At 52.7% G+C, this 15,972-nt stretch carries 11 protein-coding genes; 10 read left to right on the forward strand and 1 reads right to left on the reverse strand.

Annotation, left to right across the window (positions count from 1 at the left end; genetic code table 11):
* The first annotated feature begins 181 nt into the window (after positions 1-181).
* The 4 genes from COHPA_RS0118160 to COHPA_RS0118180 all read left to right on the forward strand — a co-directional run bounded on the left by COHPA_RS0118160 (position 182) and on the right by COHPA_RS0118180 (position 5,479).
* The gene (locus tag COHPA_RS0118160; protein ID WP_245590356.1) at positions 182-1,099 is read left to right on the forward strand and encodes an MBL fold metallo-hydrolase; all 918 of its coding nucleotides are present in this window, start codon (positions 182-184) and stop codon (positions 1,097-1,099) included.
* Positions 1,096-2,718, forward strand: coding sequence for an ABC-F family ATP-binding cassette domain-containing protein (locus COHPA_RS0118165; protein ID WP_027087574.1), 1,623 nt, complete (start codon positions 1,096-1,098; stop codon positions 2,716-2,718). Before COHPA_RS0118160 ends, COHPA_RS0118165 begins: the two co-directional genes overlap by 4 nt.
* Before the next feature lie 145 nt (positions 2,719-2,863).
* Positions 2,864-3,322: a hypothetical protein gene (locus COHPA_RS26180; RefSeq protein ID WP_051421763.1), complete on the forward strand. Its 459-nt coding sequence runs from the start codon at positions 2,864-2,866 to the stop codon at positions 3,320-3,322.
* A gap of 945 nt (positions 3,323-4,267) precedes the next feature.
* Complete coding sequence (locus COHPA_RS0118180; protein WP_027087577.1) at positions 4,268-5,479, forward strand: C40 family peptidase; 1,212 nt, start codon at positions 4,268-4,270, stop codon at positions 5,477-5,479.
* A 62-nt stretch (positions 5,480-5,541) separates the two neighbouring features.
* On the opposite strand, the gene COHPA_RS0118185 is transcribed toward COHPA_RS0118180, so the two are convergent.
* On the reverse strand, positions 5,542-6,336 hold the full coding sequence (locus COHPA_RS0118185; protein ID WP_027087578.1) for a Nif3-like dinuclear metal center hexameric protein: 795 nt from the start codon (positions 6,334-6,336) through the stop codon (positions 5,542-5,544).
* A gap of 204 nt (positions 6,337-6,540) precedes the next feature.
* Here COHPA_RS0118185 and COHPA_RS0118190 point away from each other — a divergent pair, with 204 nt between their 5' ends.
* From COHPA_RS0118190 to COHPA_RS0118215, 6 genes are all read left to right on the forward strand, one after another.
* Positions 6,541-8,118, forward strand: coding sequence for a response regulator transcription factor (locus COHPA_RS0118190; protein WP_027087579.1), 1,578 nt, complete (start codon positions 6,541-6,543; stop codon positions 8,116-8,118).
* A 17-nt stretch (positions 8,119-8,135) separates the two neighbouring features.
* The gene (locus tag COHPA_RS0118195) at positions 8,136-9,887 is read left to right on the forward strand and encodes a sensor histidine kinase (protein ID WP_027087580.1); all 1,752 of its coding nucleotides are present in this window, start codon (positions 8,136-8,138) and stop codon (positions 9,885-9,887) included.
* Between the two features lie 126 nt (positions 9,888-10,013).
* Positions 10,014-11,729 carry a type 2 periplasmic-binding domain-containing protein gene (locus COHPA_RS0118200; protein WP_027087581.1) on the forward strand — a complete coding sequence of 572 codons (1,716 nt, stop codon included), beginning with the start codon at positions 10,014-10,016 and terminating at the stop codon, positions 11,727-11,729.
* Positions 11,730-11,837: 108 nt separating this feature from the next.
* On the forward strand, positions 11,838-12,809 hold the full coding sequence (locus tag COHPA_RS0118205; RefSeq protein ID WP_027087582.1) for an ABC transporter permease: 972 nt from the start codon (positions 11,838-11,840) through the stop codon (positions 12,807-12,809).
* Positions 12,810-12,825: 16 nt separating this feature from the next.
* A complete protein-coding gene (locus tag COHPA_RS0118210) occupies positions 12,826-13,755 on the forward strand; it encodes a carbohydrate ABC transporter permease (protein ID WP_027087583.1) in 930 nt (309 codons plus the stop codon).
* Positions 13,756-13,905: 150 nt separating this feature from the next.
* Positions 13,906-15,936 (forward strand): alpha-glucuronidase family glycosyl hydrolase, encoded by a 2,031-nt coding sequence (locus COHPA_RS0118215; protein ID WP_027087584.1) that lies wholly within the window; start codon positions 13,906-13,908, stop codon positions 15,934-15,936.
* Positions 15,937-15,972: the final 36 nt, after the last annotated feature.

Here is a 15,972-nt window from a genome sequence, read left to right on the forward strand (position 1 = left end):
TTAACGGCACCTCGTGCCGCTAGAGTCTCGTTCAATGCGCATTACGGGCGCTATTTTCCCTCCTTCATTGGTACATTTCTAGGTTTCCTGCTATAGTATGAGGAGAGATTATCATCCGGAGGGATTACAATTGCGAAGGCGCTTCGGCAACTTGGATTCCATCTTTGCCGGCAAAGCATCGATGGATCAATTCGACCGTTGGCGTGAGGACCGTCTCCGTAAATTGCGGAACAAAGGCTATGGCAACGTTGTTCCTAATGTCGTTCCCGATCTTCGTTTCTTGCAGCATAATCGAAGCGAACCCACTATCACTTGGATCGGACATTCGACGTTCCTGATTCAGATGGCAGGCTTGAATATCGTTACAGACCCGGTATGGGCGAGGCGTATGGCGTTCCGCAAGCGAATGACTCCGCCGGGCATCGAACTGTCGGACATGCCGTCCGTAGACGTCGTGCTCATCTCCCATTCCCACTATGACCACCTTCATATTCCTTCGCTGCGCAGGCTCAGGGGGCCGAAGAGGATGATCGTCCCCGCCGGGCTCCGGCGCAAGCTCCTGCTTCGGGGCTTCCTTCAAGCCGAAGAGCTGCATTGGTGGGAAGATACCGCGCATCACCGCATCAAGTTCACGTTCGTTCCCGCCCAGCATTGGACGAGGCGCAACCCTTGGGATATGAATACGTCCCACTGGGGCGGATGGGTGATGCAGTGCGATCATGGCCCTACGATCTACTTCGCCGGGGACAGCGGTTATTTTCGCGGATTCTCGGAAATCGGCCGGAAGTTCAAGATCGACATGGCGTTGCTGCCGATCGGGGCGTACGATCCCGAATGGTTCATGGCGTCTCAGCACGTCAGTCCGGAGGAAGCGCTGCAAGCGTTCTTGGATTTGAGGGCGCAATATTTCGTGCCCATGCATTACGGAGCGTTCAAGCTATCAGACGATACGCCGCTCGAAGCGCTTCAGCGGCTGGAGGCGTCCCGCAAGGCGAATGGCGTACCGGAGGACAGGATCTGTCTGCTGCGGCATGGAGAAACGATGAGATTTACGAGCAATAAGCCAGATTACGATGCAAAGGATGGATTAGACTCATGATTAGCGTATCCGGCGTAAGCTTGCGATTCGGCAAGCGCGCCCTGTTCGAAGACGTCAACATCAAATTCACGCCAGGCAACTGCTACGGCTTGATCGGCGCCAACGGTGCGGGTAAGTCAACGTTCCTGAAAATTTTGTCCGGCGAAGTGGAGCAATCTACGGGGGAAGTCCACGTTACCCCGGGCGAGCGCCTAGCCGTCCTGAAGCAGAACCATTACGCCTACGACGAGTTCAACGTGCTCGAGACGGTTATTATGGGCTACGAGCGTCTCTATAAAGTCATGAAAGAGAAAGACGCGATATACATGAAAGAAGACTTCTCCGACGAAGACGGCATGCGGGCGGGCGAGCTCGAAGCGGAATTCGCGGAGATGAACGGCTGGGAAGCCGAGAGCGAAGCGGCAGGCATGCTGAACGGCCTCGGCATCACGACCGAGCTGCACGATAAGAAGATGTCGGAGCTGAGCGGCAACGAGAAAGTCCGCGTCTTGCTTGCGCAAGCTTTGTTCGGCGAGCCGAACATCCTGCTGCTCGACGAACCTACCAACCATTTGGATCTTGAATCGATTAACTGGCTGGAAGATTTCTTATCCCGTTACGAAGGTACCGTTATCGTCGTATCTCACGACCGCCACTTCCTGAACCAAGTTTGTACGCATATCGCCGACATCGACTTCGGCAAAATTCAAATGTACGTTGGCAACTACGACTTCTGGTACGAGTCCAGCCAGTTGGCGATGAAGCTGTTGCGCGACCAGAACAAGAAGAAGGAAGACAAGATCAAAGAGCTGCAAGAGTTCGTTCAACGGTTCTCCGCCAACAAGTCGAAGGCGAAGCAAGCGACGAGCCGGAAGAAGCTGCTCGACAAGATCTCGCTTGACGATATCCGTCCTTCCAACCGCAAATATCCGTTCATTAACTTCAAGCCTGAGCGCGAAGTCGGCAAGCAGGTCGTAACCGTGGAGAACTTGACGATGACGATCGAAGGCGAGAAAGTGCTCGATAACTTTAATCTCGTCGTCAACAAAGGCGACAAGATCGCGCTCGTCGGACCGTTTGGCCATTCGAAGACCTCGTTGTTCCAAGCGCTCGTCGGCGAACGCGAACCGGACTCGGGAACCGTTACGTGGGGCGTTACGGCAACGCACTCGTACTTCCCTAAGGATAACTCCGCTTACTTCGAAGGCGTCGATCTGAACTTGGCGGAATGGCTGCGTCAATATTCCAAGGACCCCGACGAATCGTTCATCCGCGGATTCCTTGGCCGCATGCTGTTCTCCGGCGACGAAGCGCTGAAGAAAGCATCGGTCATCTCCGGGGGAGAGAAAGTTCGTTGCATGCTGTCCCGCATGATGCTGACGAACGGCAACGTGCTGCTGCTCGACGAGCCGACCAACCACTTGGATCTCGAATCGATCACCGCGCTCAACAACGGCCTCATCGACTTCGACGGCCCGATCATCTTCACGTCGCATGACCATCAATTCGTGCAGACGATCGCGAACCGAATCGTCGAGATTACGCCGAACGGCGTTATCGACCGGATGATGACGTTCGACGAGTACCTCGAGCATCCGGAAGTGAAAGAGCTGCGGGAGAGATACATTCCCGTGCAATAAGGCAATAAGCCTCTACAATTCCTATTCGCGTTAGCGCGGATAGGAATTTTTTGCGTCGCGGCGAATAGGGACAATGGCACAGCCCAAGCGAGAATTCCGCTCCTGCATAGGATGAATCAGCCTAATAAAAGGAGCGAAAGCGATTATGGGATTTTTTCCGATACCGGGCCCGGGAGGCGGATTTCCAGGAGGGCCGGGATTTCCGGGAGGTCCGGGGTTTCCAGGGGGACCAGGGGGACCAGGATTTCCAGGGGGACCAGGAGGACCAGGGTTTCCGGGAGGCCCGGGATTTCCGGGGGGAGGGTTCCCCGGAGCGCCCGGAGGTCCGGGACCGGGGCAGGCGCAGGCACCGACCGCCCCGCCTCCGCAGTTCACGCCGCAGTTGCCCCCTCAGGCGCAAGCCGGCACGTTCGCGGTCGACCCGGGCGGCATCCGGTTCTGCTTATTCCGCAACACTTACGTTTGGTTGAACAACGGAGAACAGTTTTGGTTTTACCCCGTCTTCGTGGGAAGAACCTCCGTCGCCGGGTTTAGATGGTTCGGTTTCTTCTGGTCCTACTTCGGCATAGATACGTCCCGAATCCGCTCCTATACGTGCTTCTAAAGATGAGGCCGGCGCCTGCAGTCTAGGTGCCGGTTTCTTTCTTTATGTTTCCTTATGACATTCACCTGGACTATAACGACGGGGTGAGGGGGAGATGGCCTAATTAGCAACCATTTGCAGTTATCCGAGGCCGAGTCGAATGTCGGCGTTACAATAAAACACATACGCATTTATTTACTGTTCCGGACAAGCATACGGCTGCATTTTACTAAAATAACTGAAAATCGTTGGTATTCGCCTCACGCTGGAGCTTATTGCTTGAAATAACTGCGAATGGTTGTTACTTTTTCGAATTGACCCCGTTCCGGACTACAACGACGGGGTGACACGGACTACATCGACGGAGAGAGGAAAATCCGGACTAAATAGCAACCATTTGCAGTTATCCGAGGCCGAGTCGAATGTCGGCGTTACAATAAAACACATCCGCATGTATTTACTGTTCCGGACAAGCATAAGGCTGCATTTTACTAAAATAACTGAAAATCGTTGGTATTCGCCTCACGCTGGAGCTTATTGCTTGAAATAACTGCGAATGGTTGTTATTTTTTCAAATCGGCCCCGTTCCGGACTACAACGACGGGGGTGACACGGACTACAACGACGAGTTAAGGGGGAGATGGCCTAAATAGCAACCATTTGCAGTTATCCGAGGCCGAGTCGAATGTCGGCGTTACACCCGAATAGACACCGTGTGATTCACCGCCTATAACCGCCGATCGGCGGTTTTTTGGCGTTGCCAAATCATTCCTTGTAAGCGCGTGCTACCCCTTGATATAACGGCACTTCGCTACCATATACCTAGTCCTGCCATGGAACTGATTTCCCACGGAGGAAATCTAGCCTGGTCATGACGGCGGATGGAAGGCTGATCTAGCCGTTCTATAATGAGGTTGGGGAAGTGTCATCCCCACTACCAGAGTTCACACCAAAGGAGCGATCGAAGTGAGGAAAGGTTTATTGATCGTGACGTCTGCGCTTGCGATGCTTATGTCTGTTCCGACGTTCGCGTCGGCGGCAACCGGAGGGAGCTCCGCCAACATCGTCAGCACGGTTAGCTTCCGCAGCGGTCCAAGCACATCATCGACGGTTATGAAGTATTTAAAGGCTGGCGACAAAGTTACGATCGTGGAAGAGACGAATTCGTACTGGTATAAAGTGAAGGATAGCAACGGTCAGATCGGGTACGTGTCGTCGAACGAGAAATACATAGACGTGGTCGAGCAAGCCGTAACGACGACCAACGCCGTGATCGTCAGCTCCGTCTCGTTCCGCAAGGGACCTTCGACTAGCGACGAGCGGATCAGGTACCTTAAGAAGGACGAGAAAGTTACGATTACGAGCAAAATGAACAGCTATTGGTACGCGGTCAAGGATGCAGGCGGGGTCTCCGGCTACATCAGCACGTCCGCGGATTACGTCAAAGTAACGGGCTCCATCCCGGCTCCCCCGGCCGGAAGCGACACGAACCCGGACACGACCGCAAGCAACGCGGTAATCGTAGCTTCGGTCTCCTTCCGCGACGCGCCTTCGACGAGCGGAACGCGCATGAGATATTTGCAGAAGGACGAGAAGGTGCGCATTACCAAGAAGGTAAACGACTATTGGTACGCGATAACGGATGCCAAAGGCGTCGCCGGCTACATCAGCACGTCCGGCTCCTATGTGAAGGTCACCGGGGACATCCCGAAGCCGCCGGCTCAAAATTTGCCGATCGCCCAGCAAGTCGAGCTCGTGATCGCGGCTGGCAACAAGTACCTCGGCACGCCTTACGAGTTCGGCTCGGACCGCGGAACGACGGCCACGTTCGATTGCTCGGATTTCGTCCGGCAAGCGTTCAAGGACGCGTTGGAGCTCGTCCTTCCGGCAGACTCGCGCCAGCAGGGGGAATACGTAAGAGCGAACAACTCCGTATCGACGGATTGGCGTACGCTGAAGCGTGGCGATCTGATGTTCTTCATGGATTACGCCGGCTCCGCCGCTTCGAATTATGCGGATAAATCTCCTTTCGGGGAAACGATTACCCACGTCGGCATTTATCTCGGCAATGGCCAAATCCTGCATACCTACTCCAAAGAATCCGGCGGAGTGCGAGTCGATCACATTGAAGGAACCGCATGGGAGCATCGCTTCTTGTACGGAGGCAGCGCGCTCTAACTTCATAAAGCATAAAGCTCGCGCATCCGCCGAATGAGGCGTTGCGCGAGCTTTTTGTCATTTTAGATGTATCGGAACAAAGGCTCTTCTTCAATATAATGTATAGGCACGCCCGGAAATTTAGCGCTTAACCATTCGGCCAACAAGCGCATGCCGGGCACTTCGCTCTCCCTATGTCCGAGGACGATCAGAGCTCTGCTCCGGCCGAGCCGGGCAGCATCCTTAACGTACTCGGGCGTTTCCCATTCGGGGCCTTCGCCGACGATCAGCAGATCAAGCTTCTCCCTTTCGAACAACGGTATCGCGTGATCGCCGCCCCCGCGGTAGCCGACGGCTATGCCGACCCGGTTGCAAAGCCGCGATACGTCGCCGACGACGCGCACCGATGATAACCCGAGGCGCCGCTTCATTAACCGTGCGATCTCATCCACGGTAACGTCGCCGGGTAAAGCTAAGAAAGACGCGGTAGAATCATGTCGGACGACGGAAGCCTCCCATCCCATGGAGCGGACTAGGCCGAGCATTATTCCGTCGGGCTCGAGTCGGTGCCAATGATCGTGATTGCGGTAGACGGACATGCCCGCGCGTGCGATGAGCTCGCGTTTGGCTTGAACGACGGGATCGTCCTCGTACCGGCGAGGATCGTGGTGGTGGTTGTAATAAATGCCTTCGTGAGTCACGAGCAGATTCGCGCCGGCTTCGATCGCTTTCTCGATCGCTTCGATCGAAGCCGAGAACGAGACCGCTATCGCTCGAACCGTCGAGTCCGGCTCGCCGGCGATCAAGATGTCCGACGAACGTGGATCGCGATCCGGCATCGTCATTACGGCGATGATATCGCCAATCGTAATCTTCATAATTCGCACCTTCCTTAGCAAGAAGCATACCACGATTTGGGTATTGTCATTTACTTATTAACTTTGATAAATTTAGATTTGTAAGTTTTACAAAATAAAATATAAACTTTTCTAAGTTTCTTTCGGGGTGTCGATGCGGTAAAATGGATTGCATTGTGTATTTGTTCGGGATGAAAGCGATTACATATATTGGGAGGGATACGCATGATGAAAGTCATACTGGTCGACGACGAGATCTTTGTGCGTAAAGGTCTGCTTGCGCTCATCCCCTGGCAGCGGCTTGGTTACGAGGTCGTCGGCGAAGCGGATGACGGCGAGGAAGCAACGAAGCTGATCGAGCGGTTAAGCCCGGACGTGGTCATCACGGACATCAGGATGCCCGTGATGGATGGCTTGCGGATGATCGGGAACATAAGGGATAACGGAGGATATGCGCCTAAATTTATTATTATCAGCGGCTACAGCGATTTCAAATACGCCCAGCAGGCCGTCCGATACGGCGTGCAAGATTTCATATTGAAGCCGATCGACGAGGACGAGCTGACGGTCGCGCTGATTCGGATCAAAGACATGATCGAAGAAGAACATAGAGGAAAATCCGCGCCGCGCGTAGATTTCGACGCCGCCTTGCTGGAAAGCTGGTATTCGGGCGCGGTGAACGAAGAGATGGCTTCGGTTACCGCGGAGCTGCTCGATATCCGCCAAGACAAGGAATACTGCTGCATTCTGGTCGAACGCAACAACATCGGCTTCGGGCAAGAGCGGGAGCCGTGGGCGATCGAACAGATGAGCGACCTGAAACGGATCCTATTCGAAGCGATTGCTCCCGATCGCAAAGCGATTGTATACGATGCGGGCTTATCCGCGTTCGGCTTGCTGACGACGCAGGGGGCGCCGGGCGATACGGTTCAGGAGTGGGAAGCGTTCGCCGCCAGGATGCTGTGGGCGACGCCGCAGGAGCTTAGGCCGAATATGCGCTTGTACGTCGGCAAACCGGGCATGGGCGTAGCGGGTGTTACCGAATCGCATAAGACCGCTAAGGAATTGGTGCAATACAAGTTCGCGTTGGACGGACAATCGGTGATTTCCTATGAAGAAGCTTCGCGGGTGTCGCTTAAATACAAGCAGTCAGACGCCAAGCTGAACGCGGAGCTGATGGAGGCGATTGAGGAGGGCAAGGAGCTTGCGGTGCGAGCGGCGATCGACAAGCTGTTCGAAGCGTTCACCGTGGAGAAATTCGCTCCCGAATCGGTGCAAGCGTCCATCGCGCAGAGCGTGCTCGGAATTACGAAGATCGTCCGCGAGCTTGATGGCGACGAGAACGAGCTCGCTTCCTTGAAAGCGATGATGCAGTGGTCGAACGAGCCGAAAACGGCGTTCGGACTGAAAAGCATGATCATCGCTTTCGTCATGGAGAGCGTCGCTTACATTACCGACAAGCGCAAATACCGCTCGAAAGGCGGCATCCAGAAGGTCAAGCAATATATCGAAGCCCATTATCACGAGAACATGAGCCTCAAAAGCATCTCCAAAACTTTCTATATGAATCCTGTTTATCTCGGGCAGCTTTTCAAGAAAACGTACGGCGTCTATTTCAACGATTACTTGCTCGAGATCCGCATTACGGAGGCGAAAAAGCTGCTGCGGCAGACCGACCTTAAAGTCTACGAGGTCGCTGAGCGCGTCGGTTTCTGCAATCCGGACTATTTCGTTACGCAATTCGAGAAGGTGGAGCATAAGACGCCGACCGAATACAAGAACAGTCTTCTCACTAAAAAATAAGACGCGGTGATTATCGAATGCTCGTCAAGCTGAAGCGCGCGTTAAGTCTGAAAGACGTGAGGCTGCGCAACAAAATGCTGCTCGTCTACATCGTGTCCGTATTCGTACCTGTCGTGCTTACTAACGTTATTTTCTACGACATTACGACCACCAACGTCAAGAAGCAGAAGATGCGGGACGTATCGCTTACGCTCGAGCAGCTGCGCAACGAACTGTCGGCGCAATTCAATTTCCTGGCGGGAGTCGCCTATGAGCTTTACGCCGATTCGGTGCTTAATTCGTACTTGGACGAGTACTATGAGAAGTCCGCGGATTACGTCGAGAACTACAACACGTATATAGCCAATCGGCTGGAGAAGTACAGCCCGTTGTATCAAGCGGTTCAATCGATCACGATCTTTACGAATAACCAGTCGATCATATTCGGCGGAAGAATATTCCCGATTACGGAAGAGATACAAACCACGAATTGGTTCCATACGTTGTCGGGAATGTCGTCCTCTGAAATTCTGGTGGACAAGTCCGCGCCGATCGATTCCGGCAACGCGGAGCAACTCAGCTTCATTCAGAAGATGGACAGCGTCGCCACGGGCGAGCCCAACAAAATTCTGAGAATCGAGGTCCACCCCAAGCTGCTCGGGCAAATCTTCAGCGACGTTACGTTGGAAGGCAAGCTCTATTTGCTTGAAGGCGACCGAATTATCTATTCGAATAATCCGGACGTCGATCTTGCCAAATCGAACTCCTATAAAGCCGTTTCCATGCGCGGCGATTCGGTCGTGCTGGAGGAGAACTTGAATCAGAACTATCTGAAGAATTGGCGAATCGTAGGCGAATTCGAGGATAGGATCGTCCTGTCGGAGGTAAGCAAATCCAAAGAATTCGTGCTTTATATGGCGGCTCCGAATCTCGTCGTGCCGACGTTAATTATCATTTGGTTCACTCGCTCCCTTAACTCCCGGTTGATCCGGATATTGAAGCAAATGAAGCGGGTCAAGAATCAGTCGTTCGAGACGATCGAGGACCAAGAATCCAAAGACGAGATCGGCCAGCTGACGGGCGAATTCAACCGTATGACGCTGCAGGTCAAGAGTTTGATCGACGATGTGTACGTAGCCGACATCCAGAAGAAAGAACTGGAGCTCGAACGGCGCAAGGCGCAATTTAACGCGCTCCAAAGCCAGATCAACCCGCATTTTCTGTTCAATGCGCTGGAGACGATCCGGATGCGCAGCTTGATCAAGAACGAGACGGAGACGGCCAAAATCATTCATAATATGGCGAAAATTTTCCGGACGTCGCTCACCTGGGGCAAGGACAAAGTAACCGTCAGCGAAGAGATGGAATTCATCGTCTGTTTCCTAGAAATCCAGAAATACCGGTTCGAAGACAGAATGAAATACAACCTGAACATCGATCCCGCGGCGCGGCGCTGCACCGTTCCCAAGATGATGTTCCTGCCGTTCGTCGAGAACGCCAGCATTCATGGGATCGAGCCGCTGAAGACCGGCGGTCAGATCGACGTTAAGATCGCTCGCGAAGAGGACGAGCTTCTGTTCGAAATACGCGACAACGGCATCGGTATGGACGCGGAGAAGGTCAAGCGCTTCTACGGATATTTAGAGAGCGAGGCGGAAATCGGGGAAAGAATCGGCGTACAAAACGTCATATATCGACTTAAATTGATGTATGGCGACAGGTTCCGACTCGTGATCGAAAGCGCACCGGGACGAGGGACTTATATTAGTTTGCGGATTCCTATCGATTAACCGCGACAAACCTACTATGGTTTTCAAAGTACAGACTATAGTTTATTGGGTGAACAAAGACGCATCATGCCTCTATAATGAAAGTGCTTACAAAAAAAGCTTTATCTATGAAAGGGGATCTCATGAATGGCTAAGAAACTGCTTTATGGCACGATGGCAGCTGCACTGGTTCTCTCGGCTACCGCCTGCGGCGGGAACAACAACGACGAGAAGAATACGGCATCGTCCAGCGCGCCGGCAAGCTCCGCGGATGCGTCTGGAAGCGCTCCCGCATCGGAAGCTCCGAAAGATAAAGTAACTTATTCCTACTTCCTCGGCGTAGCGAATGCACCGGACGTTAACACGAACGAAACGACGATCGGCAGGCTTCTCGAAGAGCAAACCGGCGTCAACTTTAAAATCGAACACGTGGTAGGCGACCTGAAAGCGAAAGTCGGTACGATGATCGCATCCAACGACTATCCTGACGTTATCAACCCGGATGCCGCGATCGACATGCTCGTCGATGCAGGCGCATTCATCGATCTGACGGATTTGATCGAGAAAAACCCGAACATCAAACGCGTATACGGTCCGTTCCTTCCTCAAATGAAGGCGGCAGACGGTAAAATCTACTACTTGCCGATCACGGCTCAAGTAGGCGAATACGCTCCGGATCCTGAAATCAACCAAGGCGCTTTCTGGATTCAACGCCGCGTGTTGAAAGAAGCCGGCTATCCGAAGATCAAAACGTTCGACGAGTACATGAACCTGATCGAAGAATTCGTCAGCAAGCACAAAGACGAAGATCTGACGGGCTTCATCTCCCTGACGCATGACTGGCGCTTCTTCGCAATCGCTAACGTGCCGATGCACCTTGACGGATATCCGAACGACGGCAACGTCGAAATCGACATGAATACGTTGGAAGCGAAGACGTACTTCACGACCGATTCCACGAAACGTTTCCTACAGAAACTGAACGACTTCAATGCTAAAGGCTTGTTCGACAAGGCTTCCTTCGTAGACAACTACGACCAATACCTTGCGAAGCTGTCCTCCAAGAAAGTCGTCGGCTTCTTCGATTACGGTTGGCAATCGGGCAACGCCCGCAACCTGTTGAGAGATGCTGCAAGGGCAGATCAGTCTCAAGACGATTTCGTATACTTCCCAATGCCGCTGACATGGGATGGCAGCAAAGACCAATTGCAAGATCCTCCTGGATTCGTTAAAAACCGCGGTATCGGTATCTCCGTAAGCGCGAAAGATCCAGAAAGAATCATGGCATTCTGGGATAACCTGCTTAATGAAGAGAACCAAGTCATGAAGAGCTGGGGCATCAAAGGCGAGACGTATGATGTGGACGCGAATGGCCGCTTCTTCCGCACCGCTGAGATGATTAAGATGATCGACGAGCCGTTCAACTTGAAATTCGGCTTCAGATACTTCAACTTCGACTGGCCGCAATACGGCGCGAACTCGACGTTGGCAGACGGCAACGCGTTCGCTCCTGGCTTCCAACCGGAAGTGTTCCAATTAGGCTTGACGGAAGGCGACAAAACGATTCTTAATGCGTATGGCGTTAAGACTTACTCCGAGCTCTTCGCTAAACCGGATGACCGTCCATGGTTCCCAGCTTGGGGTATTCCTAAAGCTCAAGGATCGCCAGAACAAATCTGGGAAACGAAGCATGACGAAGTTATCAAGAAATACTATCCTAAGATCGTCCTTGCGAAACCGGCGGACTTCGAGAAAGTATGGGCGGAGTACACTGCAGAGTTCGGCAAGCTTGACACTGCTGGATACGAGAAATGGTATACGGAGCAAATCAAACTTGCAGTCGAAGCTGCTAAAGTTAAGTAATAGCTAAATAGTAATAAGCGAAAGGCCGGCTTATACGTGCTATCGTCGCGAATAAGTTCGACCTTTCGCTTATTCAATTAGTAAGACCGGTCCGGAAGGAGAATATATATGGAGAGCAATATCACAACTGCAACGTCATCCGTGACGTCGAACAAGCCAACGGGACTGAAGCTTTTTTTTAGGAAACTAGTACAGCAACGGATGCTCGTCTTGATGTCCGTTCCTTTCGTCATCTGGCTTTTCCTCTTTAAATACATGCCGCTGTGGGGTTGGACAACGGCGTTCCAGAAGTACAAGCCGGCTAGGAGTTTCTCCGAGCAAGAGTGGGTCGGCTGGGATCAATTCAACTTTCTGTTCAGCGACGAACGGTTTTTGCGCGTATTAAGGAATACGCTCGCGATGAGCGGAATCAACCTTATACTTGGATTTGTTACTGCAGTAATACTGGCATTGTTGCTTAACGAATTGCGTTCGGTCATTTTCAAGCGCGTCGTACAGACGGTAACTTATATGCCTCACTTTCTTTCTTGGGTCGTAGCGGCGGGCATTATTCAATCGACGCTTTCAACAGACGGCATCATCAACGTTTTATTGATTAAACTAGGCTTCATCGATAAGGGCAATGAAATCCTGTTCCTTGGGATTCCTAAAGATTTCTGGGGCATTCTCGGCGCGGGTACGGTATGGAAAGAAATTGGCTGGAATACGATCGTGTACTTAGCTGCGATCGCGACGATCGATCCCTCGCAGTACGAAGCTGCGGAGATGGACGGAGCCGGACGTTTTAGAAGAATGTGGCATATTACGTTGCCGGGCATCCGATCGGTTATCATCGTCTTGCTTATTCTGAACATTGGCAATCTGATGCAATCGGGATTCGAGGCGCAATATCTGCTTGGTAACGGCATGAACATCGATTATTCCGAGAACATTGATATATTCGTACTGAAATACGGTCTTGAACAAAGCAACTTCTCATTAGCCGTTGCGGGCGGTATGTTTAAGAGCGTTGTCAGCATCGTGCTACTGGTCATCGCGAACAACGTTGCTAAACGATTCGGCGGTAGCAGAGTATTCTAAGAAGGAGGTTTACTAGATGGCAAATTCAGCTTCAGGGACGGCGCCCAAGAAACTTCGCAGAGACTCGTCTATCGGCGACCGGATCTTCGACATAGCTAATATCGTATTCCTTTGTTTACTGATGGTCGCATCTTTGTACCCTTTCTTGAATCAGCTTGCGCTATCGTTGAACCAAGCGATGGATTCGATCAAGGGCGGCATCTATATATGGCCGAGACATTTCTCGCTAGAGAACTATAAATACGTTTTTAAAGATAATCAGGTCTATCAGGCAACTATGATTTCCTTCCTCCGTTTGATTGTAGGTACGGTCTTCTCCGTATTCTCTACCGCGATAGTGGCGTATACGATCAGCCGGCCGGATTTCGTGTTACGGAAGTTCGTTACGATCGCATTCGTCTTGACCGCTTATATTAACCCGGGGATTATCCCTGACTTCCTGAACATTCGCGATTTGCATCTGGTTAATAGCTTCTGGGTATATATTTGGCCGGGATTGATCGGCGTATTCACCCTGATTCTCGTTCGTTCGTTCATCGACGAGCTTCCGGAAAGCATTATGGAATCCGCGAGAATCGACGGCGCGGGAGAGTTCAAGACGTTAATGAGCATCGTATTGCCGCTCTGTCTTCCCGTTCTTGCAACCATTGCGCTATTCACCGCGGTGTTCCAATGGAACTCTTGGATCGATGTATTCCTGTACAACTCTTCGAATGAAAAGTTAAGCACGCTGCAATACGAGCTGCAGAAGATTCTTCAGAACTCCAGCGCCGCATCGTCCGCGACGAGCGCGTTCTCGAATTCGCAGGCAGCAGCCACGATGGTTACGCCGCTTTCGATTCGCGCCACGATGACGATCGTAGCCTCGGTTCCGATGATCATGATGTATCCGTTCCTGCAGAAGTACTTCGTTAAAGGTATGACCGTAGGCGGCGTAAAAGGTTAAGAACAAGAAAGCTGTACGAGGCTTTCACACACGATTTCCTTATATGGAAGCCATGAACGCTACGACGACCACGTCGCAGCGTTCACTGCTATTAGAGCACATTAACGGCTTTACTGCATAGAACAAGGATGAACTAGCGGGGGTGCAATCTTGGCAAGCAAAGCATACAAAGCATGGCTGCAATACGAGAGAATCGAACAGGTAGGTATTCGCAACGCATACATTAAACTGCTTGGCAACGTGGTGCTGCCGTCCGAAATATCGGAATATAGCCCGGCGCTTCGAGAACTGAAGGATGCCTGCAGGTCGATGCTCGGCATCGAACCCCTTGCGTCCGAACGTCCAAGCAATCCTTCTTATACGAAGTTTGGATATGCAACGGGTTCGGAACGGGAGCAATTGCGGGACGAAGGCTATCGCATTCATTCGGTACCGACGGATGCCGGCACTTGCTTGTCGCTTGTCGCCGGCGGACCGTCCGGATTGATCTACGGAGTCTTCCATTTGTTGCGGCTTATCGGTTCGCAAGCGTCTTTGTCCGACATCGATATTCGCGAGAAGCCGGCAAGCGAGCTTCGCATGCTGAACCAGTGGGATAACGCAGACGGCAGCATCGAACGCGGTTATGCGGGCCAATCGATCTTTTACTATAACGATCAAATCGCCTCAAGGCTCGACAGGGTTAGAGACTATGCCCGTCTGGCAGCCTCCGTCGGCATTAACGGCATCGCGATTAATAACGTTAACGTGCATAAAGCCGAGACGGCGTTCATTACGGAGAGTCTCCTTCCGGAAGTGTCTCGAGTCGCCGACGTGTTCAGGTCGTACGGCATTCGCCTGTTCTTAAGCGTTAACTTCGCCGCCCCGATTCAAGTCGGCGGATTGGCAACGGCCGATCCCCTTGATCCGGGCGTATGCCAATGGTGGAAGCAGACTGCCAAGACGATCTATGATTTTATTCCGGATTTCGGCGGATTTCTGGTCAAAGCCGATTCCGAGCACAGGCCGGGGCCGTTCACCTATGGACGGGATCACGCGGACGGGGCGAATATGTTGGCAGACGCGCTCGCTCCGCATCGCGGCATCGTCATCTGGCGTTGCTTCGTATACAACTGCATGCAGGACTGGCGCGATCGTTCGACGGATCGGGCACGGGCCGCTTACGATCATTTCACGCCATTGGACGGCAAGTTCAAGGACAACGTGATCCTGCAGATCAAGAACGGACCGATGGACTTCCAAGTACGCGAACCGGTATCTCCGCTGTTCGGAGCGATGACACGGACGAACCAGGTCATGGAGTTCCAGGTTACCCAGGAATATACTGGGCAGCAGAGACATCTGTGTTATCTCGTTCCGCAGTGGAAAGAAGTGCTTGAATTCGATACGCACGCGAAGGGATCGGGCTCGCTGGTCAAGCGCGTTGCGGACGGTAGCTTGTTCGGGACGAAACATTCGGGGTATGCGGCAGTATCCAACATCGGGGATGACGACAACTGGACCGGACACACGCTGGCGCAAGCGAACTTGTACGGTTACGGCCGGTTGATCTGGAATCCGGACCTTTCGGCAGAACGGATCGCGGACGAATGGATTCGTCAGACGTTCGGCAACGAAGAGCGCGTCGTATCCGTGATCAGCCGTATGTTAATGGGCTCGTGGAGAACCTACGAGAACTATACGGCGCCGCTCGGCGTAGGCTGGATGGTAGCGCCGAACCACCATTACGGTCCGGATGTAGACGGCTACGAATACTCGCGTTGGGGTACGTACCACTTCGCGGACCGGGACGGAATCGGCGTCGATCGGACGACCGGGACGGGTACCGGCTATAGCGCGCAATACCATGCTCCTAACTCGGCCGTGTATAACGACGTCACGACGTGTCCTGACGAGCTTTTGCTCTTTTTCCACCATGTTCCTTACACGCACCGGCTGCATTCCGGCTTGACGGTCATTCAGCACATATACGATACTCACTTCGAGGGCGCGGAACAGGCGAACGGTCTGCTTAAGCAGTGGAGCGAGCTGGAGGGCTTGATCGACTCCGCTCGATTCGGACCGGTACGGGAGCGGCTGCGCGAGCAAGCCGAGCATGCCAAGCATTGGCGCGACGTTATTAATACGTATTTCTACCGCAAGTCCGGCGTGCCGGACGAGAAGGGCAGAACCATTTACTAACACATGAGTCAACTAAGGGGTGAAGCTTCGACTTCA

The organism is Cohnella panacarvi Gsoil 349, assembly GCF_000515335.1.
GTDB lineage: Bacteria > Bacillota > Bacilli > Paenibacillales > Paenibacillaceae > Cohnella > Cohnella panacarvi.

Bases quoted from the DNA above. Each gene is read 5' to 3' on its own strand.
- COHPA_RS26180 (WP_051421763.1), top strand. From the start codon at position 2,864: ATGGGATTTTTTCCGATACCGGGCCCGGGAGGCGGATTTCCAGGAGGG.
- COHPA_RS0118190 (WP_027087579.1), top strand. From the start codon at position 6,541: ATGATGAAAGTCATACTGGTCGACGACGAGATCTTTGTGCGTAAAGGT.
- COHPA_RS0118195 (WP_027087580.1), top strand. From the start codon at position 8,136: ATGCTCGTCAAGCTGAAGCGCGCGTTAAGTCTGAAAGACGTGAGGCTG.
- COHPA_RS0118210 (WP_027087583.1), top strand. From the start codon at position 12,826: ATGGCAAATTCAGCTTCAGGGACGGCGCCCAAGAAACTTCGCAGAGAC.
- COHPA_RS0118160 (WP_245590356.1), top strand. From the start codon at position 182: ATGGATCAATTCGACCGTTGGCGTGAGGACCGTCTCCGTAAATTGCGG.
- COHPA_RS0118185 (WP_027087578.1), bottom strand. From the start codon at position 6,336: ATGAAGATTACGATTGGCGATATCATCGCCGTAATGACGATGCCGGAT.
- COHPA_RS0118200 (WP_027087581.1), top strand. From the start codon at position 10,014: ATGGCTAAGAAACTGCTTTATGGCACGATGGCAGCTGCACTGGTTCTC.
- COHPA_RS0118205 (WP_027087582.1), top strand. From the start codon at position 11,838: ATGGAGAGCAATATCACAACTGCAACGTCATCCGTGACGTCGAACAAG.
- COHPA_RS0118165 (WP_027087574.1), top strand. From the start codon at position 1,096: ATGATTAGCGTATCCGGCGTAAGCTTGCGATTCGGCAAGCGCGCCCTG.